At 65.1% G+C, this 21,346-nt stretch carries 19 protein-coding genes; 2 read left to right on the top strand and 17 right to left on the bottom strand.

Annotation, left to right across the window (positions count from 1 at the left end; translation table 11 throughout):
• Positions 1-52: 52 nt before the first annotated feature.
• From gspI to FZZ93_RS01930, 8 genes are read right to left on the bottom strand one after another with little or no spacing between them, the layout of a single operon-like run.
• Complete coding sequence (gene gspI, locus FZZ93_RS01965; RefSeq protein WP_149320644.1) at positions 53-424, bottom strand: type II secretion system minor pseudopilin GspI; 372 nt, start codon at positions 422-424, stop codon at positions 53-55.
• Positions 417-938, bottom strand: a complete 522-nt coding sequence (locus FZZ93_RS01960; RefSeq protein WP_223111753.1) for a prepilin-type N-terminal cleavage/methylation domain-containing protein — start codon at positions 936-938, stop codon at positions 417-419. Before FZZ93_RS01960 ends, gspI begins: the two co-directional genes overlap by 8 nt.
• A 21-nt stretch (positions 939-959) precedes the next feature.
• Positions 960-1,403 (bottom strand): type II secretion system major pseudopilin GspG, encoded by a 444-nt coding sequence (gene gspG, locus FZZ93_RS01955; RefSeq protein ID WP_149320642.1) that lies wholly within the window; start codon positions 1,401-1,403, stop codon positions 960-962.
• A gap of 32 nt (positions 1,404-1,435) precedes the next feature.
• Positions 1,436-2,638 carry a type II secretion system inner membrane protein GspF gene (gene gspF / locus FZZ93_RS01950; RefSeq protein WP_149320641.1) on the bottom strand — a complete coding sequence of 401 codons (1,203 nt, stop codon included), beginning with the start codon at positions 2,636-2,638 and terminating at the stop codon, positions 1,436-1,438.
• 33 nt (positions 2,639-2,671) lie between these two features.
• Positions 2,672-4,156 (bottom strand): GspE/PulE family protein, encoded by a 1,485-nt coding sequence (locus tag FZZ93_RS01945; RefSeq protein WP_149320640.1) that lies wholly within the window; start codon positions 4,154-4,156, stop codon positions 2,672-2,674.
• Complete coding sequence (gene gspD / locus FZZ93_RS01940; protein ID WP_149320639.1) at positions 4,153-6,264, bottom strand: type II secretion system secretin GspD; 2,112 nt, start codon at positions 6,262-6,264, stop codon at positions 4,153-4,155. Before gspD ends, FZZ93_RS01945 begins: the two co-directional genes overlap by 4 nt.
• 21 nt (positions 6,265-6,285) lie before the next feature.
• On the bottom strand, positions 6,286-6,762 hold the full coding sequence (locus FZZ93_RS01935; protein ID WP_149320638.1) for a type II secretion system protein N: 477 nt from the start codon (positions 6,760-6,762) through the stop codon (positions 6,286-6,288).
• Positions 6,759-8,519, bottom strand: a complete 1,761-nt coding sequence (locus tag FZZ93_RS01930; RefSeq protein WP_149320637.1) for a bifunctional UDP-sugar hydrolase/5'-nucleotidase — start codon at positions 8,517-8,519, stop codon at positions 6,759-6,761. Before FZZ93_RS01930 ends, FZZ93_RS01935 begins: the two co-directional genes overlap by 4 nt.
• 364 nt (positions 8,520-8,883) lie before the next feature.
• Between FZZ93_RS01930 and FZZ93_RS01925 the strand changes: the two genes are divergently transcribed.
• A complete protein-coding gene (locus FZZ93_RS01925) occupies positions 8,884-11,025 on the top strand; it encodes a PhoX family protein (protein WP_149320636.1) in 2,142 nt (713 codons plus the stop codon).
• A gap of 64 nt (positions 11,026-11,089) precedes the next feature.
• Here the strand turns inward: FZZ93_RS01925 and FZZ93_RS01920 are convergent, their stop codons facing one another.
• From FZZ93_RS01920 to FZZ93_RS01895, 6 genes are all read right to left on the bottom strand, one after another.
• Positions 11,090-11,503, bottom strand: a complete 414-nt coding sequence (locus tag FZZ93_RS01920; RefSeq protein WP_149320635.1) for a GNAT family N-acetyltransferase — start codon at positions 11,501-11,503, stop codon at positions 11,090-11,092.
• 82 nt (positions 11,504-11,585) lie between these two features.
• Positions 11,586-11,978 (bottom strand): VOC family protein, encoded by a 393-nt coding sequence (locus tag FZZ93_RS01915; protein ID WP_149320634.1) that lies wholly within the window; start codon positions 11,976-11,978, stop codon positions 11,586-11,588.
• 129 nt (positions 11,979-12,107) lie between these two features.
• Positions 12,108-12,536 carry a GFA family protein gene (locus FZZ93_RS01910; RefSeq protein ID WP_149320633.1) on the bottom strand — a complete coding sequence of 143 codons (429 nt, stop codon included), beginning with the start codon at positions 12,534-12,536 and terminating at the stop codon, positions 12,108-12,110.
• A 52-nt stretch (positions 12,537-12,588) separates the two neighbouring features.
• The gene (locus FZZ93_RS01905) at positions 12,589-13,062 is read right to left on the bottom strand and encodes a peroxiredoxin (protein WP_149320632.1); all 474 of its coding nucleotides are present in this window, start codon (positions 13,060-13,062) and stop codon (positions 12,589-12,591) included.
• Between the two features lie 212 nt (positions 13,063-13,274).
• Positions 13,275-14,624, bottom strand: coding sequence for an MFS transporter (locus tag FZZ93_RS01900; protein ID WP_149320631.1), 1,350 nt, complete (start codon positions 14,622-14,624; stop codon positions 13,275-13,277).
• A 282-nt stretch (positions 14,625-14,906) separates the two neighbouring features.
• Positions 14,907-15,635, bottom strand: coding sequence for a murein L,D-transpeptidase catalytic domain family protein (locus FZZ93_RS01895; RefSeq protein WP_149320630.1), 729 nt, complete (start codon positions 15,633-15,635; stop codon positions 14,907-14,909).
• A 170-nt stretch (positions 15,636-15,805) separates the two neighbouring features.
• Between FZZ93_RS01895 and FZZ93_RS01890 the strand changes: the two genes are divergently transcribed.
• A complete protein-coding gene (locus FZZ93_RS01890) occupies positions 15,806-17,446 on the top strand; it encodes a L,D-transpeptidase family protein (protein WP_149320629.1) in 1,641 nt (546 codons plus the stop codon).
• A gap of 122 nt (positions 17,447-17,568) precedes the next feature.
• On the opposite strand, the gene FZZ93_RS01885 is transcribed toward FZZ93_RS01890, so the two are convergent.
• The 3 genes from FZZ93_RS01885 to FZZ93_RS01875 are packed head-to-tail and all read right to left on the bottom strand — an operon-like array spanning position 17,569 to position 21,114.
• Complete coding sequence (locus tag FZZ93_RS01885; RefSeq protein WP_149320628.1) at positions 17,569-18,801, bottom strand: nucleoside permease; 1,233 nt, start codon at positions 18,799-18,801, stop codon at positions 17,569-17,571.
• A gap of 31 nt (positions 18,802-18,832) precedes the next feature.
• Entirely contained in the window at positions 18,833-19,927 is a 1,095-nt protein-coding gene (locus tag FZZ93_RS01880; protein WP_149320627.1) for a sugar phosphate isomerase/epimerase family protein, read from the bottom strand.
• Positions 19,924-21,114: a Gfo/Idh/MocA family protein gene (locus FZZ93_RS01875; RefSeq protein WP_149320626.1), complete on the bottom strand. Its 1,191-nt coding sequence runs from the start codon at positions 21,112-21,114 to the stop codon at positions 19,924-19,926. The genes FZZ93_RS01880 and FZZ93_RS01875 overlap by 4 nt, the downstream gene beginning before the upstream one ends.
• Positions 21,115-21,346 lie beyond the last annotated feature (232 nt).

Raw genomic sequence — 21,346 nt, 5'->3', positions numbered from 1 at the left:
AAGGTCGGTCTCAATGTCGGTCTCAAGGTCGGTCTCAAGGTCGGTCTCAAGCTCATGGCGCCAGGAACACCGTGAAGTCGAGCCTGTTTGGCGCCGGCAAGGGTTGGCTGGCCACGCTCAGGGTGCCGCGACGCAACTGCTTGACCGGCGTGCTCGCGACCTCCAGGCGCCAATGGCAGTCGTGCCCGTTCGACTGGCGTTGCCCCTCGTGGCGACCAACGCTCGGCCAGTAGCCGGCGAGACTGAACTTGTTGTTCAGGGCGCGGGCGCACATCACCAGCGGTAACCGCTCGCGTTCCAATTGGGCCGTGCGGGTCCGCTGATGCACGGTCTGGCTGACCATGGCGGCGATCACCGCCAGGATGAACAACGCCACCATGACCTCGAGCAGCGTGAATCCGTCGGCCTTGCGGGGCTCAGGCATCGTCTCGCTCCTTTGCTGCCCGTACCCCCAGGGCGTCGATGAGCAGGCGGCGTTGGCGGTCGCCGATCGTCAGGCTCAGGCGCCCGCCCAGCACCTCGCCATCGGGCCACCAGACCAGCCAGGGCGTCGCCTGGTCCTCGGGGGCGGCCGGGTCGCGTTGCAGGTGGAGATCGAGTGGCCAGCGGCGGGCGGGCAGGTCGCTCGTTTCGAGCCTCCGCCATTCGGCGCTGCCGGTGTCTCGCGTCACGAACGCGTATCCCGTCTCGTTGGGTCGCATCCCGATGACCCGTTGCTGTTCCATGGCCTGGATGGCGGCCCGTTCGAGGTCGGTGCGCAGCTGCTCCCGGGCGCTGTCTAGGCTCGGTGCGCTGCCGCCTTCCAGCCAGGCCACGCTGAGTCCGGTCAGCGCGGCGACGATCGTCAGCACGATCAACAGCTCCAGCAGGCTGAAGCCCGACTGGGCTTCGGCTCGGCTGTGCTGCTCGGGGCTCTCGCGGATGGCGAGCGAATGCAAGAATGACGCCATCTGTGGGGCTTACAGCATCCAGTTGCCGATGTCGGCATCGTTGCCTTCGCCGCCGGGCTTCCGGTCGGCACCCAGGCTGAAGACATCGAAGCGGCCATGCTCGCCGGGATTGCGATAGTCGTAGGGGTTGCCCCAGGGATCATCCGGCAGTCGACGCACATAGCCTTCCTGGCGGTAATTGGTGGCCAGCGGTTCCTGGCGCGGCGCCTCGACCAGCGCCTGGAGCCCTTGCTCGGTGGTGGGATAGCGATGGTTGTCGAGCCGATACATGTCGAGGGCCTGCTCGAGGGTGGCGATGTCGGCCCTGGCCTTCTGTTGCATGGCCTTGTCCTGGTTGCTGAGCACGTTGGGCGCGACGATGGCGACCAGCAGCCCGAGGATGAAGATCACGACCATGACCTCGAGCAGGGTGAAGCCGGCCTGGGCCTTGGGAGAGCGGTATGGAGCTGTCATGGAATTCCTCCTGGTGGATGATGAAACGGTGGCTAGAGCGCCATGGCGCTGTTGAGGCTCATGATCGGCAGCAGGATGGCCAGGACGATGGTCAGTACCACGCCGCCCATGGCCAGGATGATCAGCGGTTCGAAGAGCGCCAGCGCCATGTCGACGCGTCGCGAGAAGGCGCTTTCCTGGGTGGCGGCGACGCGTTCGAGCATTTCGCCGAGGCGGCCGCTGGATTCGCCGCTGGCCACCATGTGCAGCAGGGTCGGAGAAAAACACCCGGTATCGGCCAGGGCGCGGTGCAGGCTGACGCCGCTGGTGACGGCTTCTTCGACCTCGCCGAGATGCTGGCGCAAGCAGGCATTGGCCAGGGTGTCGCGGCTGACTCGCAGGGCATCGACCAGCGGAATGCCGCTCAGGGTGAGAATCGCCAGGGTGCGCGTCAGGCGGGCGCTGTCGAGCAGTAGCAGGAGCTCGCCCAGGCGCGGCAGCGTTAGCAGGCGGCGGTCGACCTTCAGCCGGATGGCGGGCCGACGCAGTAAGCGGGCGGCGGCCAGCCCCAGCAGCAGAAACGTGGCGAGCAGCCAGGGCCCCAGGCTCTGCATGGCATCGGCCAGGGCGATCAGGCCGCGCGTCAGCCAGGGCAGGGTCATGTCGGAACGCTCGAACTGGGCGGCGAGGCGCGGTACGACATAGGTCATCAGGCCGCTGACCACGCCGACCGAGACCAGCACCAGCACCAGCGGGTAGACCAGCGCGCCCTTGGCCTTCTGGCGCTGCCGCTGGCTGCGTTCGAGATGGTCAGCCAGGCGTTCGAGCACCTGGGGCAGTTGACCGGCACGCTCGCCGGCGGCGACCAGGGCCACGTAGAGATGATCGAAGCTGGCGGGGTGGGCCTTGAGGCTATCGGCCAGGCTGTAACCTTCGCGGACCCGATTGACCAGCGACAGCAGCAGGGCGCGGGCGGCTTCCCGGTCGGCCTGGCTGGCCAGCGCCTCCAGGGCCTGGCCGATGGGGATGCCGGCATCGATCAGGGTCGCCAGTTGACGGGTCAGCAGCGTCAGGCGTTCGGCATCGAGACGCTGGCCGCGGCGGCGTTGCCGCGCGCCTCGTATCTCCTCCAGGCGGCGCGCGAACAGGCCCCGGTCGCTGAGCAGTTCTCGGGCATGGCGCTCGTTCTCGGCCTGGATAACGTCGCGACGGCGGCGGCCTTCGAGATCCAGCGCCAGATAGCGATAGGTCGGCATCAGCGGATGGCTCCCGGGTCACGGACGAGTGGCTCACTGGTGAATGGCACGCAGCACCTCCTCGAGGCTGGTGTCGCCATCGGCGAGCCGTTCCAGGGCCGCATCGGCTAGCGAGCCGGCCTGCTGGAAGGCATGGGCGGCGAGTGCCGCTTCGCTGGCGCCGTCGTGGATCATGGCCGCCAGGGTGTCGTCGATGGCGATGAACTCGTAGAGCCCCAGGCGCCCTCGGTAGCCGGTGTGGTCGCAGGCGTCGCAGCCGAGCGGCTCGGCGATGCGCGAGAGGGACTCGAGCCCCTGGAACTGTCGGCACTCGGCGTTGCTGGGGGCACGCCAGCGGTGGCAGTCGGGACACAGGCGGCGCACCAGGCGCTGGGCCATGACTCCCTTGAGGCTGGTGGCCAGCAGGAAGGGCTCGATGCCCATGTCGCGCAGCCGGGCGATGGCGCCCAGGGCGCTGTTGGTGTGCAGCGTCGAGAGCACGAGGTGGCCTGTCAGGCTCGACTGCACGGCGGTCGCGGCGGTTTCCAGATCGCGGATCTCGCCGATCATGATGACGTCGGGATCCTGGCGCAGAATGGCGCGCAGACCGCGGGCGAAGGTGACGCCGGCATGCGGGTTGACCGGCGTCTGCCCGATGCCGGGCAGCGCGTATTCGACCGGGTCCTCGACGGTGAGGATGTTGCGCCGGCGATCGTTGAGCGCGGTCAGGCTGGCGTAGAGAGTGGTGGTCTTGCCCGAGCCGGTGGGGCCGGTATTGAGCAGGATGCCGTTGGGGCGAGCCAGGGCGCGCCGGTAGGCCGCCAGGGTGTCGGGCGGCATGCCGATGGCGTCGAGCGTCAATTGCGCGGCCTGTTTGTCGAGCAGGCGCATCACGACCCGCTCGCCGTGGATGCCGGGCAGGGTCGAGACGCGAATGTCCACCGGGCGCCCGGCGGCGCGAACGGTGATGCGTCCATCCTGGGGCTGGCGTTTCTCGGCGATGTCCAGCCCGGCCATGACCTTGATGCGCGAGATCAGCATCGGCGCCAGTACGCGTGGCGGGTCGAGGATCTCGCGCATGGCGCCATCGACCCTCAGGCGCACGATCAGCTCGCGTTCGAAGGGTTCGATGTGGATGTCCGAGGCGCTCAGGCGCAGCGCCTCGGAAAAGATGCCATTGATCAGCCGGATCACCGGCGCCTCGTTCTCGGCGTCCATCAGGTCTTCGGTGCGCGGCAGCTCCTGCATCAGGCCGTCGAGGTCGACGTGTTCGGCGAGCCCCTCGATCAAGCGGTTGTTGGTCTCGCGCTGGGCGTCGTAGAGACGCCCCAGACGGCTGGTGTAGGCCTCGCTGTCGAGCCATTCGATCTCTGCCGGAGGGCCATGGCTGCGCCGCAGTTCCTGGAGAATCAAGGGATCGGCATCGCGGCGGGCCAGCAGGTGATAGCCCTCGGCCTGCCAGTCGATGGCCACGCCGCTGCGCTGGGCCAGTCGGTACGGCATGAGACTGGCGGTGGTCGCGGGCTGCGGGGCGTTCATTGCGCCAGGCTCCCCAGGCGACTGCGCGCCGACGGATAAAGCGCCTGCAGGCTGTTGCCGGACGCCGCGGCACCCGATACCGACGTACCCGACATGCCACTCGCCGAGGTGGCGGATGCCGAAGGCAGTTCCGGCAGGGCCTGATCGCCCGGCAGCTCGGCCTGGAGCATGTGCTGGCGCATGCGGGTGTATTGCTGGCGGGCCATCTGCTGGGTCTGCGGCGCATCGCGCAGTACCCGGGCGCGGATGAAGACCATCAGGTTGCGCTTGTCCTGGGTATCGCGGTCGTAACGGAAGAGGCGACCGACGCCGGGAATGTCGCCCAGCAACGGCACCTTCTGTTCGGCATTGGCATTCTCGTCGCTGATCAAGCCACCCAGTACGATGATGCCGCCATTCTGGGTCAGGACCGTGGTTTCGATCTCGCGCTTGTTGGTGACCACATCGCTGGCCTGGACGCCTTCATCGATGGAGGAGACTTCCTGGATGATTTCCAGACGGATGCTGTTGTCGGCGCCGATGGTGGGGCGGATGTTCAGCTTGACGCCGACATCCTCGCGCTGAATGGTCTGGAAGGGGTTGGTGTTGTCGACGGTGGTGGAGCCGGTGACGAAGGGCACTTCCTGGCCGACCAGGATCGAGGCCTCTGCGTTGTCCAGGGTCGTCAGCGAGGGCGTCGACAGCAGATTGGTCTGGGTATCGCTGCGCAGGGCATTGAGCAGCATGGCGAAGCTCACGCCCCCCGAGGAAAGCCGGCCCACGCCGGCGGTGACGCCGTTGAGGTTGCCGAGCAGGGAGCCCAGGGTGGAAGCGTCCTGACTGGCCGCGGCGGCGGCGATCTGGTTGATGCCCGGCGACGAGGCGGACGGGAAGTTGACGCCGCCCGCCGGGACCGTGCCCTCGCCGCTGATGTCGCCGAACAGCCACTGCACGCCGAGTTCCTTGGCGCGGCTTTCGGTGATTTCGGCGATGATCGCTTCGACCGCCACCTGGGCGCGGCGCATGTCGAGGCGGGAAACGAGTTCGCGATAGCCTTCCAGGGCGCTGGGCGGGCCGCTCAGGACCAGGGCGTTGGTCGAGGGATGAACGGCGAAGGCGACGCCATCGAGCCCGCTGCCCGATGACGCCGCCGCCAGTGACTGGCTCCCGGCCTGGCTTTCGGTTGCGTCGGCGCCGTCGCTCCCTGTGCTCCCATTCCGGGGCGGTATCGCCCGCGAGCCGCTGGCGCTGTTGGCCAGATCGCCCAGGACCTGGGCGACATCGGCGGCATCGGCATGGTTGAGGGGAATGACCGCCGTGGTGGTGTCGTGGTCCTGGGGAGCATCCAGGCGCGCGATCAGGGTCGCTACCTGGCGCCGCTGGCTCGAGGTGCCGAAAGCCACCACCGCATTGGCGCGGGCATCGGCGACCACGGTGGCCGTGCTGCCGTCGTCGCTCAGCACGTCCTTGAGTGTCTGGACCAGGCGCTTGGCATTGGCATGGGTAACCGAAAAGACCTCGGTGTCGGCCTGGCGGTAGCCGTCGAGGCGCTCGGTGAGCCGCTTTAGGCGCCCGAGATTGGCCTTCCAATCGGTCACGACCACGGAGTTGCTGCCGGGGTTGGGCGTCAGGGTGCCGACATTGGCATCGATGAGCGGCTCGAGGATGCCGGCGAGCTCCGCCGCAGCGAGGTTTTCGGTGTGCAGGACTTCGGTGGCGATCTCGTTGCCCTGGGCGTCATCCAGGCCGACCGGCAAGGGCTGGGTGCGTGCCACCTGCTCCGGCACGATGCGCACGCGATTGTCGGGCAGCCGCACGGTGGCGTAGCCGTGGTTCTGCAGGGTGTTCTGGAAGAGCCCGTAGAGTTCATCGGCGGTGACCGGCTTGGGACTTTCCACCGAAAGGGTGCCGCGCACCCGGGGATCGATGACGAAATCGGTGCCCGTAATGTCGCTGACGCCGGCCGCGAACTCGGCGACGCTGACCTCCTTGAAGCTGACGCCATAGACCGGCGCCGGGTCGCTCTGGGCCAGCAGGGAAGCCGAGGGCAACCCCGTGCACAGCAGCAGGGCCAGGCGTATGGCCGAGGCGGACAACGAACTGTGCCGGGAGGGCGTCGTGGCGGTCATGAAAAAGCTCCGGATGGGGCATCAAGGCGCATTCAAGCGCCGGATGCCGATGATCGTGGCGTCGTCGTCGCCTGATGCGCGCAGGCGTTCGCGACGGCCTTCGTTGTCGAGGATCAGCCCCTGTTCGTCGATTCCCGCCAACCTCACGCCGTCCATGATGGCGTCGCCGGGGCGGACGGCGACCTGCCCACTCGGTGTGGCCACTACCACCAGGCTGCGGCTGAGCGGGGCGGCGCGGAAGCTGCCGACGAGGCTCAGGGGCAGTTGGGTATCGTTCAGCCCACTGGCGGGCTGGCGGTCGGCCTGCCAGAGCCGCGAGGCGACGTTGGGCAGCGGTGCCGGCGAGGCGAGCGGCGCGCCCTGGCCCCGCACGCCTGGCGCGGGCTGGTTCAGTGCGACCAGGTCGGCGATGACCAGCGCGGCGAGCCAGGCCAGCAGCATGTTGCCGAGCACGCCGGCCCACCGGCGGAAGCGCTCTTGAGCGGTGACGACGCTCATTGGCTTGGCCGGTCCTCGGGATGCCAGCCGGGATGACCCTCGACGAAACTGAGCTCGGCCTCGGGCCGTGGCGGCAGGCTGGCAAGGCCCGTGCTCGACAGGTAATCCTCCAGTAACTGCCAGAGTGGCGGCCCGGCCTGAGACGCAATATCGGGATTCCAGGTCACCACCGTGCCCGGGGTGCTGCCTTTCAGAGCGACGCGTTGTCCGGTCTCGCGGCTGTAGCGGCAGCGCCAGCCGATGCCGGCCAGGCGTGGCAGGTCCTGGCTGGTGTCGAGCAGCATGGGCGTGCCGAAACAGGCGTCGGCCGCCCGTTCGAGCAGACCGTGCAGGGCGGTGCTGTCGGCGTTCCGGCGCGTGACGGCGCCCGGATGCCCGCCACTCAGGGTCAGCAGATGATCGCGGGTGATGGTCTCGCCCGGGGCCACTCGGCGGTCGTGGCGCAGGCCCGGCGCCAGGGCGATGGCCTGTTCGCCGGCGCTCTCGCGCAGCGCCGCGACGATCAGGGCGTCCCAGCTGCCGCCGGTGGTGTCGCGTCGCCATAGCCAGTCGGGCGCCACGGCCAGGGGCCGATCCAGCCAGTCGCGGTAAGGTGCGCGCAGGGTGCGTAACTGGTGTTGATGTTCGGTAAGCCGCTCGGCGACATCGACGTCTTGTGGCGCCGGATCGGCGAGCACGAACCGGGACTCGAAACGCCATCGGCCGTGCCGGGCATGGCAGGCGATCTGGAAGACGCCGGTCGCCCGGCTGCCGGGAAAGCAGAGTGGCACGCTGTCGCCGCTGCGTCTTTCCACCTCGACCAGGGTCGGCCAGAAATCCTGGCCGCGGGCGGCGACAATCAGGTCGGCGGCATCGAGGCGTTCGGCAAGCCAGCGGGCCGGGCCACTACCGGTATCGGCCAGGATGATCACCAGGTCGGCCTGGTCACGGGCCGACTGGCTGGCGGCCTGGATGGCGTGGAACCAGTCGTCGAGCTTGCGTGGCTCATCCGTGGCATGCGGGTCGGTGGCGCCGACCACGGCCAGCCGTGCACCGCCGCGTTCGAAAAGCTCGAAGTCGGCAACCAGACTTTCGGGGTTGCGGCCTTCATCCAGGCAGCCGACGACCGGTCGCGCGAAGCGGCGATACAGGCTGGCGGTGCGCTCCGGCCAGAGGTAGCGCTCGTCGCTGCTGACCCGTACGTCGGCGTTCAGCCATTGGCTCAGGGTGACGCCCGAGTCGCCCTGGGTCAGATAACCCAGGCCGCCGCCGTTCCAGCATTGTCCGTTTTCCAGTGTCAGGGTGCCGTCCGCCGGGAGGCGGCGACGCAAGTCCCAGAGCGTGGCCGCCAGGGCGCTGCTGCCGCCGATAGGTCGCTGGCCGAGTGGCGAGCCGGTCAGTGTGCGCGTGGCCTCGGTGGTAACGCCTGATAACGCTTCCAGACTTCGGCCCGTGGCCCAGGGTGCCCGGCCAAGGGCGGCGGCCGGCCCGAGGCGGGTCGCGGGCGTGGCCGGATATTCCGGCTGATGGGCATCGAGCACATCGGCATAGAGCAGCAGGGTAGGGCCACTCTGGTCCGGCAGTCCGTGGCGGGGGGCCTCGGCCGCGGACCGGGAGAACCCCGTGGCGCAACCGCTCAATCCGGTGGCGGCAAGTACCCCGCCGAATCCCAGGAAACGCCGTCGCAATCGGCCATGGTCACTTAGTGGTGTGGAGTCGGTATCTGCCGGGGCCGGGTGGTGGGAGGGCGTGCGGTGTTCCTGAGCAGAGTCGGTCATAGTAGTGATCAATCGAAGCCTTTTCCGCTGTGGCGGTTTGGCGTGTCTGTCCGTTGCCAGCGTCAGGCCTGTACGAAACCCACCTTCGTGCGTCGGCTTTTCGTACCAGGCCTATGGGGAAACGCCCAACAGAAAACATCGCTTGAATGCCTGCGTTTCCTGAGCTGGCGTATGTTGCGGATTTTTTGTTGCAGTATTGTGAAATCAAACGGCTTGAGGGAAATCTTGAGGGAGCATCCATTTTTTCGTCATTCTCTTGTCATTTATCGCCATCAGTCTATCTCCGCCGAATTAAATTAGTTGTTGTTAAAAATCTTAAATCGCACGCTAATTTACCGAAAAAAAGGACGATGAGGAGACCGGAATGAGCAAGGAAATCGAGGACCATCGCCTGTTGAACCCGAGTGATAATGAGCCATTCTCCTCGGTATTGGAGAAGCATGTCTCACGCCGGCGTGTCATGCAGGGTGGGCTTGGCATGGCCGCCATGACGGTGCTGGGCGGGTTCGGCCTGGCCGGCTGTGATTCCAGCGACGGTGACACCTCCACCCCCGGTTCCGAGAAGACACCGCTGTCGCTGGCCTTCGATGCCATTCGCGGTTCATTGACGGATGCCGTGGCCGTGCCGGCCGGTTATACCGCTCAGGTACTGATTCCCTGGGGGACCCCGCTGAACAGCCAGGCACCGTCATGGAGGGAAGACCTGAGCTTCACTCCGGAGATCCAGGCCAACAGTGTTGGCATGCACCACGACGGCATGCACAATTTCGCCCTCGACGAGAACAATGCTTCCAGTAACTTCCTGTTGGTGATGAACAACGAGTACATCGACCAGGGAGCGCTCTGGGCGCCGCAGGGAGGTCCGACCAATGCTGCGGAAGGGGCTCGCCCGGCCGATGAAGTGCGCACCGAGATCAATGCCCACGGTATCACCATCGTCGAGGTGAAGAAGGCTGGAAATGGCCGCTGGCGTCACATGCCCAATTCGTCCTATAACCGCCGCTACACCAGTGCCACCGAGATGGAGCTGAGTGGCCCGGTGGCCGGTAGCGACTATGTCAAGACCAAGTTCTCGCCTGACGGCACCATGACCCGTGGCACCAACAATAACTGTGCCAATGGCTACACGCCTTGGGGCACTTACTTGACCTGTGAGGAAAACTGGCCGGGCTATTTCATCAAGGATGCCGGGCGTGAATTGGATGACAATCGTATCGGTATTTCCGAGGGGCGCGGCCGCTACGGCTGGGAAACTGCTGCCGGCGATGCCAGTGAAGTGGACGATGAATTCACTCGCTTCAACGCCACGCCGACGGGCGCTTCGGCCACCGACGACTACCGCAATGAGCCGCGTACCTTCGGTTACATCGTCGAGATCGATCCCTATACCGGGGCGCGCGCCGTCAAGCGTACGGCGCTGGGGCGTTTCCGCCACGAAGGTTGTTGGCCGGGCAAGCTGGTCGAGGGCGAGCCGGTGGTGTTCTATTCCGGGCACGACTCGCGCAACGAGTACATCTACAAGTTTGTCTCGGATGCCGTCTGGGATCCGGCGGATGCCAACCGTCCGGGTTCCAACTATGACCGCCTGGCGATCGGCGCCAAGTACATGGACAAGGGCACGCTTTACGTGGCCCGCTTCAATGCCGACGGCTCCGGCGAGTGGTTGCCGCTGACCCCGGATGCGCAGACGCAGGACGGCCGTACCTTGGCTCAGGCGTTGAACCTGGCGGCCAACGATCTGGCCGGTGTCATCATCAATACCTGCGATGCCGCCGACATGATGGGCGCCACGCCCATGGATCGTCCGGAGTGGGGCGCTGTTGACCCGGCCTCCGGCGATGTCTACATGACCCTGACCAACAACTCCCAGCGGACCGAAGAAGGAAGCGCGGCGACTTACACCAACGATGGCAGCGATGTTGAAGAGCTCGGGGTAGGGTTTGCCACGGCGCCGACCAATGGGCCCAACCCGCGCGCCAACAACAGCGCCGGTCAGGTGATCCGCTGGCGTGAAGGCAGCGACGCGTCCCATTTCGACTGGGCCGTGTTCGTTTTTGGTGCTGCCGTCAACGATGCCGACAACTTCTCCGGCCTGACCGAGCTTAACCAGTTCGCCAGCCCCGATGGCCTGCACTACGATGATCGCGGTGATGGCCAGGGCATATTGTGGATCGAGACGGATAACGGCTACGACAATGTGGCGGACTACACCAACGACCAGGTGCTGGCGGTGGTGCCGCAGAACGTCAACCAGGCCGAGGGTGACGCCGCCGTGATCGGCGGTGGTGACCAGGCGCAACTCAAGCGCTTCGCCGTCGGCCCCAATGGCTGCGAGGTGACGGGCATCTTCTTCACGCCGGACAAGACGGCGATGTTCATCAACATCCAGCATCCGGGGAACTGGCCTTCCACGGAGGATGCCACTGCCGAGACGCAGGGGACCGTTCGTCCTCGCGCCTCCACGGTCGTCATTCAGCGGGAGGATGGTGGCGAGATCGGGGTGTAACGCCCTGGCATGCGCTTGCGATGTACCGCACCACCCCCGACCGGAAAAGTCGGGGGTTTTTGTGTCAGGGGGTGAGGATCAGTCCCATGCTGATCCGGTCCTCGGTGTCGAAGCCGAGGCGGCGGTAGAAGTCCGCCACCTCCTCATTGCCACCTCGTATCTGCAGGTTGACCTTGACGCAGCCGAGTTCGCGCAATCGCTCGATGGCGAACTCGACCATGCGCCTGCCGAGGCCTTCTCCTTGTCGTGAATCTGCCACCGCGACCGAATACAACCAGCCACGATGACCGTCATAACCAGCCATGCAGGTAGCGATGATCTCGCCATCGTCCTCGATCACATAGATGTGGTCGTCCACCAGGCGCTTGGCGCGGAGCACGGCTTCGGGGGTGTTGTAGCCCGTGTAGTCGGGAAAGCTGGCCCGCCAGAGGGCTGCGACCCTGGGTTCGTCGTCTTCGGTATATTGTCTCGGTGTCATGATCGTCGGCTGTCGAGTGTGTCCGGTGCCACAGTCTCGCATGCATTGGCGCGTCGATCATGATGGGACGAGAGGCTCTGCCTCAGGCATAGGTATCATTTGTAAACTCGATCAGACAGAAGCCATGCCCGAAGGGGTCGGAAAAGCTGATGCAGCGCGACCCGCGCCATTCGCGACATTCGCTCTCCCGTTGGGCACCGGCGTGTTCTGCGCGCCGTGCCGCGGCATCCAGATCTTCCACCACGAAGTCGAGGTGTACCGGTGTCCAGTGCCGCCTGTAGTGACGGGGCGTCGATCCCGGCGATGAGGAGGGAGTATCGGCCGCATTCTGCAGCAGATAGAGCCTCGATGAGGCCCCGGTTAGTTCGGCGACATCGTCATCGAGAAAGCGGTTGAGCGTCAGGCCCAGAGCATCACGATAGAAATCGACGGCGGGGCCAAGGTCGGGAACATCGATATTGATGAGAAGGTTCATGGGATCCCCGTGAAATGGCAGAGGTGGTGTGATCCTGCATGTCGTTCGAAGAGGAAAAGAGCGGAATGGGCCGGGTATGACAGGCGGGAACGAGCGGGAGGAGGTTGTCTCCCGCTCGAATGGCCAGGGCTACTCCTCGCCGGCCTGAAAGGCCTCGAAGACCTGCTGGCCGGTGAGATCCTGGGTGGCGTTGCCGAAGTGGTACCAGGCCGGCTTCTCGTCGATGAAGATCTGCGAGTCGAAGGTCCAGGCCTCTCCACTGTCGACCAGGCCTACCGGCACGGCATAGTGTTCTCCGGTCTTGAGTCGGTAGAACAGGTGGGTACCGCAGTGTCGGCAGAAACCGCGTTCCGCCCAGTCGGATGAGGCATAGATGCTGACTTGATCCTCGCCCTCGAGAGTGGCGCGGCCCACCGACTCCATGGCCAGCAGGGGACCACCGCCCCAGGTGCGGCACATCTGGCAATGGCAGGCGGCGACATTCTGGCGTTCGGCTTCGACGGAGAGCGTCACGGCGCCGCACAGACAACTGCCGCGCAGGGTCATGGCATCGTTCATGGTCATCTCCTTGGTGGCCGAGTGTCGGCCATCATGATGTTGCTATGTTCTTTCAGAGCTGTGCCAGCACTGTTTCGGCACTGCTCTGCTCCACGCCCTTGGTGTCGACGCCGAGGTACTCCACCACGCCGTTATTGGCGATCAGGGCAAAGCGCTTGCTGCGCGTGCCCATGCCGCCCGCGCTGGCATCCATCTCCAGGCCCAGGGCGCGGGCGAACTCGGCGTTGCCATCGGCCAGCATGGTGATGTGTTCGGCGTTCTGGTCCTTCTGCCAGGCATCCATCACGAAGGCGTCGTTGACGGCCATGCAGGCCACGACATCCACCTTGTCGAGCAGCTTGTCGGCGTTGACCACGAAACCCGGCATGTGCGTGTTGGAGCAGCCGGGGGTGAAGGCGCCCGGCACCGCGAACAGCACCACGCGCTTGCCGGCGAACAGCTCGCCGGTGGAGATGTCCTCCGGCCCTTGCTCGCCGTTGGTCTTGAGGGTGATGTCGGGGATGCGGTCACCGATGGCGATCGTCATTTCAGGCTCCTTTCACATTGGATAGAGACGGCAAGAAGCCGCCGTATTGCAGGTTCCAGCATGGGCATATATGAGTGGCTCTGCAACGTGAGGGGAAACACTGCACGATTTGTGCAGCGCTTCCCAGATAGTGGTGACGTCGCATGGGGTTGGAAAGCATAAAACGCCCCCGATGCGTTGTCGCAGCGCGGGCGTTTCCGGGGAAGGCGTTATCAGCGCAGCGAGAGGGCGCCGGAGCCGCTGTCGCCGGCGGCGTCGCGATAGGCAGCGGTTTCCTCGGCCTCGATTTCGGGGGAGAAGCGCACCACCAGGGTACAGAGGGCGGCGATCACCACGGCGATGCCGAGGTAGAAGAGCCCCTGCTGGTAGCTGAGCGATTCGGAGCGAAACAGAAAGCCGGCCGCCACAGCCCCGGCGTTGCCACCCGCACCGACGATACCGGCCACGGCGCCGAGCGCCTTCTTGTTGACGAAGGGCACGATGCCGAAGGTGGCACCCTCGGCCATCTGCACGAAGAGGCTGAACACCAGCATGATGGCGATGGCCAGCGCCAGGACCTGCATCTGCGAGAAGAACATCAGGGCCACGCCCTCGCAGAGCATGGCGAAGAACAACCAGCGAACCCGACCCTTGAGGCCGCCGTTGCGGGCGAACAGATCGGAGAAGACGCCGCCCAGGGTGCGGGCGAAGAGATTCATCAGGCCGAACAGCCCGGCGATCAGGCCGGCAGTGGCCAGTGTCAGGTCGAAGTTGTCGAAGTAATAGATGGCGGCGATGTTGTTGATGGTCAGCTCGACCCCGAAGCAGGCGGCGTAGACCACGAACAATGCCCAGACGCGGATGTCCTTGGCGGCAGCGGCGAAACTGCGGCCCATGCCGTTCTCGCCGCTGGCTGGCGGCAGTTCGCCGCGTGCGCGAAGCTCGTCGAAATTGCCGTCGGGAGCATCCTGGGTAAAAACGTAGTAGGCGATACCGCAGAGGAACAACACGACGCCGGGCACTACCATGGCCAGGCGCCAGCCCAGCGCCTCGTTGACGCCGAGCATCAGAAGGCCGGAGAAGATCAGCGGCATCAGGATCTGGGTGGTGCCGCCGCCCAGGTTGCCCCAGCCGGCCGAGGTGGCATTGGCGGTGCCGACCACATTGGGGGCGAACATGATCGAGGTGTGATACTGGGTGATCACGAAAGAAGCGCCGATGGCACCGATGGCCAGCCTGGCGAGGAAGAAGGCCTCGAAGCTGTCGGCCAGGGCGATGCTCATCACCGGCAGCGAGCCCAGGCACAGCAGCCAGGTGTAGGCGCGACGCGGGCCGATGCGGTCGCAGAGCACGCCGATGGCCAGCCGCACGATCACGGTGATGGCCACCGAGGCGATGATGGTGTTGCCGATCTGGGTCTTGGTCAGGCCGAGGTCATCGCGGACCACCGCCATCAGCGGGGCGATGCCGAACCAGCCGAAAAAGCAGATGTGAAAGGCGAACCACGAAAAGTGGAAGGCGCGCATCTGCGGCGTCTTGAGGGTGAACAGGCGAATCCTGTTGGCCTTGTTGCGGATTTCCATGGGGAGCCTCGTCGAGTGATTGTCGAACAACACGAGCCGGGCCTTCGTCGTTGAAGGTCGGGTTCGACGCACTCGTACCGCGAGGGGCCTGGTCCACGTCCACCATTTCTTTGGTGTTAACCAAGCACATGGTCTGCCATGATTTTATATGGCGTTTATATTCAGTCGCCTATAACGAAATATGGGGTGGAATGAGCCATCGGAGAGGGATGTGGCGATACATGGCAGTGCGAGAAAGTGAGGCAACGCCCCGCCTTGGTGCCGGAAGGCGGGGCGTTCGACTCATTGCATGGCGAGTCGTGAATCGTTGCCGGGGCAACGCAGATAGGTGGACTGGCTGAGCCATTCCTGGTCGGGATAGTAAGTAAAGAGGTATTGCTGATCCTTGATGCTGTTGATCAACGGTACGGCGATTTCCTCGCGTACCGCAGGGCAGCCGTGGCTGCGGCCCAGGCGGCCAGCCTTCTCGATGAAGTCTTCACTGACGTAGTCGGCCCCGTGCATCACGATGGCGCGCTCGTAAGCCAGGTCGTTGACGCCCGGTTCCAGTCCCTTGAGGCGCAGGGAATAACCGTTGCTGCCTTCATAGCTGTTGAGGGTGCGAAACAGCCCGATACTGGATTGGTGGCTCTCGGGAATATTGGAAAAGGCCGAGGCCATGTTGTCGCCGGACCCCTGGCCATGCGAGACCAGTTCGCGGAACATCAAGCGGTCGTGGCGCAGGTCAAAAACCCACAGCCTGGGCTCGGTGGAGGGCAGCGAGAAGTCGATTACTGCCAGGCGGTCGGCCCCGGGGTCGGCACAGTTGAGCGCTCGGGCGGCCAGATGGAGAACGCCGGGATTGGCGTGGGGCGCCATATGGGCCAACTGTTGTGCCAGGGGAGGCTGATCGAGTTGCTGGGGCGTGAAGGCCCGGACCATGAAGTCCCCCGCCAGTAGCGGGGAGGTGAATAACGTCAAGGCGCCGATCAGTAAGAGGCCGATCGATCGGCGAAGCTTGCAATTTGGCATCCCGCGAGTTCCCGTCGATGATAGTTGGAACCAGTATCGATCTGTGGAGATCGTCCCGGGCCCAGTTTGTATTCCCTTCGACGCTTTCCCATTGTGCGCCGTCTGGCATTATTATGACGATACTGGCCTGGATGGCCAATTTTGTCGACGATTCGCAGGGAGGTCACGTCATGTTCGCCACCGAGGTTCGGTATACACGTTTGCATCGAGGCGCTTGGATCCTCGGAGCCTGGCTGGCACTGAGCGGCCCTGCCATGGCCCAGTCGGATGCCCCGGCTTCACCGAAGGGCGGCCAAGCGCTGGAGGAACGACTGGCCGAGGCCTCCTCTCGACTGCGCAATCTCTATGCGGTGCGGGGTGATCACCCGATCTGGCAGGATGCCGAGATCGTGGACGCCCTGGTCGAGTCTCTGAAGACGCTGGACGCGGACGGTCTCGTACCGAGCGACTATCGGCCCGACGAGCTCCAGGCAGCGGCCCGGACGGCGCTCATGGACGGTACCGATGACGAGACTCGGGCCCGCTTCGAATTGCAGGCCAGTCGTACCCTGATGACGGCCCTGATGCACCTGCAGCGTGGCAAGGTCGATCCGCATCGCATCGATGACGACTGGGATCTGTCCATCGAGCCGCCCTCGCTCGACCTGGCCGCCATCTCGCGGGCGTTGGACGACGGTGACGTGTCCGCGGCGATCGACCTGGCACGTCCGCCCTATGAACCCTATGAGCAGTTGCGCGAGGGGTTGGCCCACTACCGCGAGATCGAACGTCAGGGCGGCTGGCCGGCGCTGATGAGCGTCGAGGAACCGCTGCGCCCAGGTGACACGGGCGAAGGCGTAACGGCATTGCGCGAGCGCCTGGCGTCGATCGGCAATACTCAGGTGGTGGCCGCCGACGAGGGCTACTATCCGTCCGTCGAACTGCAGGCACCGGAACCGAGGGTCTATGACGAGGCCCTGGTCGATGCCGTGCGACGCTTCCAGCGTCACCACCTGCTGGCCGATGATGGCGTGGTGGGGCCGCGCACGCTCGAGGCCCTGAACATGAGCGTCGATCGTCGCATTGATCAGATTCGCGCCAACATGGAACGTGCCCGCTGGCTGTTGCACGGGCTGCCGGAATCCTTCGTGCTGGTCGACATCGCCGGCTATGACCTGCGCTATTTCCGCCCCAACGGCGACACCTGGCGGGCCAGAATCGTGGTGGGGCAACCCTATCGACGGACGCCGTCGCTGCGCTCCGAGATCACCCATTTGACCATTAATCCGACCTGGACGGTGCCACCGACCATCATGCGCGAGGATGTGCTGCCCAAGGTGCGGCGCGATCCCGGGTATCTGGCGACCAAGAACCTCTCGGTACTCAGCCCCTCGGGCAAACAACTGGACCCGAACAGCATCGACTGGTCGAATCCCGGCGGGGTGATGCTGCGCCAGCAGGCCGGGCCGAACAATCCCCTCGGGCAGTTGGTGGTGCGTTTCCCCAACGATCACATGGTCTACCTGCACGATACGCCATCGCGCGGGCTGTTCAGTCGCTCACAACGGGCACTGAGTTCTGGCTGCATCCGAGTGGAAGGCGTACTCGAACTGGCGCAGTTGCTGTTCGACGATACCGACACCCGGGCCAATGTCCGTCGCTTGATCGCCGATGGCAAGACCCGCAACGTGCTGCTGGCGCGTCACGTGCCGGTCGTGCTGCATTACTGGACCGTGCAGCCTGAACCCGACGGAGAGTTGGCCTTCCGGCCGGATATCTATGATCGCGACGGTGCCTTGATCGAGGCGCTGGATCGGTCAGTGACGCTTTGAGATCGGCAGCGCCTTGAGATTGATAACGCCTTGAGATTGATAGCGCCTTGAGATCCGAGGCGCTTTGAGGGAGGTTGATCCGTTCGCCGGGCATAGCGTCGACGAACGGATCGCAGGCAGGTTCAGGTGCGGCTCGTTTCGGAACTCGCGCTGGCCCGGTCCTTGTCCTTGAAGGCCACCAGGAACAGCAACAGGACGGCGAGGGCGAAAAGGGCGGGGAACAGCCAGATGCCGTACCAGTCGTGGCCCTCGGCGGTGACGTAGTGGTCGGTGACCAGGCCGGCGACCCAGAAGCCGATCAGCATACCGACGCCGTAGGTGGCCAGGGTGATCATGCCCTGGGCCGCGCTCTGGAAGCGTTCACCGGCGCGTGCATCGGTGTAGATCTGCCCCGAAACGAAGAAGAAGTCGTAGCAGACGCCGTGCAGGGCAATGCCGATCAGCAGCATGTAGACGCCTTCACCGGCATCACCGAAGGCGAAGAGGGCATAGCGCACCGCCCAGGCCAGCATGCCGACGATCAGGGTGATCTTGATACCGAAGCGGTGGATGAACACCGGCAACAACAGCATGAACAGGACTTCCGAGATCTGCCCCAGGGTCATCTTGCCGGTGGGGTTGGCCACGCCGATCTCCGCCAGGAAAGGGTTGGCGTTCTGATAGTAGAAGGCCAGCGGAATGCAGATCAGCACCGAGGCGATGAAGAAGATCGCGTAGTTGCGGTCCTTGAGCAGTTGCAGGGCATCGAGCCCGAGAATCTCTTTCAGGCCGCCCTTGCGGATATCCGCCTTGGGGGGCGTGGCGGGCAGGGTAAAGCAGTAGACGCCCAGTACCAGCGAGGCGATGGCGCACATCAGGAAGGTGTTGCGCAGCGCACCGCCGGCGATGGCCTCGGCGCCGTCCCAGGAGAACAGGTAGCTGATCGCCAGGCCGGCCAGGATCCAGCCGATGGTGCCCCAGACCCGAATCTTGGCGAACTCCTGCGAGGGGTCGCGCATCTGGCGGAAGGAGACCGAGTTCACCAGCGCCAGGGTGGGCATGTAGAGGATCATGTAGACCAGGACCAGCGGATAGAAGGACGCAAAATCCTGGGAGCGGTACAGGCCGAACATCAAGGCGGCCCCGGCAAGGTGCAAAATGGCGAGGATGCGTTCGGCGTTGAAGTAACGATCGGCGATCAGGCCGATGATGAAGGGAGCGATGATCGCCCCCCATGACTGGGTCGAGAAGGCCATGCCGATCTGGCCTCCGGTGGCGTCCAGGTTCTGGGAAAGAAAGGTGCCCAGGGTGACGAACCAGCCACCCCAGATGAAGAACTGCAGAAACATCATGAGGCCGAGCCGAGTGCGTAGCATGGCGTGCTCCGTTGTTGTGTCGTATTGGTGGCTAGCTAGGGTTGCCGAGTCCCAGCAGACGCCGGTTGCGCCCGGGGTCCGAGTCGGTGCCGGCGAAGTCGTCAAAGGCTTTGTCGGCGCGCTGGATCAGGTGCTGGGCGATGAAGGGAGCGCCCTCGGCGGCCCCCTGGGCGGCATCCTTGAGGCAGCACTCCCATTCGAGCACTGCCCAGCCGTCGTAGCCGTACTGGGTGAGCCGCGAGAAGATGCCCTTGAAATCGACCTGGCCATCGCCCAGCGAGCGGAAGCGACCGGGGCGATCGACCCAGCCCTGATAGCCGCCGTAGACACCGCTGAGGGCGCTGGGCGTGAATTCGGCATCCTTGACGTGGAACATGCCGATCCGTTCGTGGTAGCGATCGATGAAACCCAGATAGTCGAGTTGTTGCAGCACCATGTGGCTGGGGTCGAAGAGGATCTTCGCCCTGGGGTGGTCGTCCACGGCGTCGAGAAAACGCTCGAAGGTAGCGCCGTCGTGCAGGTCCTCGCCCGGATGAACCTCGAAGCACAGGTCGACGCCCTGTTCGTCGAAGACATCGAGGATCGGCCGCCAGCGACGGGCCAGCTCGGCGAAGCCTTCCTCGATCAGCCCCGACGGGCGCTGCGGCCAGGGATAGAAGTAGGGCCACAGCAGGGCGCCGGAGAAGGTGCCGTGCGCTGTGAGCCCCAGGCGCCGACTGGCGCGGGCGGCGAGCTTGAGCTGCTCCTCGGCCCAGTGGCGTCGTGCATCGGGACGGCCATGCAGGTGCGCGGGGGCGAAGCCGTCGAACAGTTCGTCGAAGGCGGGGTGCACCGCCACCAGTTGCCCCTGGAGGTGGGTGGATAACTCGCTGATCGCCACGCCTGCCTCGGCGCAGCGTCCGTTCAGCTCGTCACAGTAATCCTGGCTCTCGGCGGCGAGTTCTAGGTCGATCAGGCGCGGGTCAACGGTCGGCATTTGCACGCCGCGATACCCCAGCGAGGCGGCCCAGCGGGTGATCGAATCGAGATCGTTGAAAGGCGAGTGATCGTCGAGAAACTGGGCGAGAAAGATCGCCGGTCCCTTGATGCCACTGTCTTGTGAATTCGAGTCGTGCGTATTCGTCATGTCGTCGTCTCCGCATCATCCTGGCGAGGCTGGTCGTCGAGCGGCGTCCACTTGGCGGTGCTGGCCTGGCTTTTCAGCAGCGCCTCGATGAAGGCCATGCCACGCAGGCCTTCGGTCATGCCGGGCACGCCCTCGGCGGCACCGCGCTCACCACGTCGAATGGCACAGGCGAAGTCGCGGTAAAGGTTGGCCAGGGCTTCCAGATAGCCTTCGGGATGGCCGCCGGGCAGGCGCAGGCGCTCCAGGGTTTCCGGTGCCAGGCCGGGTTGGTCGATGCCTGCACGCAGCACGCGCATGGGTTCATCGAGGCGCCGCTGCACCAGGGTGTTGGGCTCCATCTGCCGCCATTCCAGCGCACCGCGCTCGCCATACAGGCGGATCTTCAAGGCATTCTCCTCGCCGGTGCAGACCTGGCTGGCCGTTAGGGTGCCGCTGGCGCCCTCGGCCGTGCGGAACAGCGCGTCGCCGTCATCGTCGAGGCGCCGCTGTTCGTTATGAACGCCGAGAGAAGCGCACAGCTCGGTGACATGGTGGCCCGAGATGAACTCGGCGAGGCCGAAGGCGTGAGTGCCGATATCCGCCATGCAACCGCTGGCCCCGGCGATATCGGGGTCGGTGCGCCAGCCGGCCTGCTTGTTGCCGGTGGCCTCGAGGCGGGTGCCGAGCCAGCCCTGGGGATATTCGACGTGAATCTTGCGCAGGCGGCCGAGCTCGCCATCGCGCACCAGGCGGCGCGCCTGCCAGACCATGGGGTAGCCGAGGTAGGTGTGGGCGAGGCCGTAGAGGCAGTCGCCAGCGTCGAGCGTGGTGGCGAGTCGTTGTGCGTCGGCCAGGGTGGTCGCCGCCGGCTTCTCGCAGAAGACATGGAAGCCCGCCTCGAGCGCCGCCTGGCTGATAGGCACGTGCAGGTGATTGGGCGTGACCACGACCAGCACGTCCATGCGCTCGTCGTCGGCAAGCTGGCGTTCGCCGTCGATCAGCGACTGCCAGTCCGGGTAAAGGCGTCGTTCCGGCAGGCCACAGGCCTCGCCGGTGCGGGCGTTGTTGTCCGGGTCGCGGCTGAAGCTGGCGCAGACCAGCTCCAGTTCGCCATCCAGGGCGGCGGCCAGGCGATGGACCTGGCCGATGAAGGCGCCTTCACCGCCACCGATCATGCCCATTCGCACGCGTCGTTTTGCCGTCGTCATTTGTCCTCCACGGGGATGCGCGCCGTGCACCAGGGGCTGCACGATGCTTGCTGATTTATGCTGTGTTTCCCTGACTCGTCTTGAGTTGTTCGTTGTGTTTATGTAACCGGTTACATTACATTGCAAGCTAGTCAGCCAAACGTCCGGGAGCAATGCGACCTAGGTCGCAGAGGCGGACGGTAATCGGGCGATGAGCACGATGCGGCGATGCAGTAGACTGGGCCCTTGTGGC

Source organism: Halomonas eurihalina, from assembly GCF_008274785.1.
GTDB lineage: Bacteria > Pseudomonadota > Gammaproteobacteria > Pseudomonadales > Halomonadaceae > Halomonas > Halomonas eurihalina.
The sequence above is the reverse complement of the archived record's forward strand: the minus strand, read 5'-3'. Positions and strand labels throughout refer to the sequence as shown.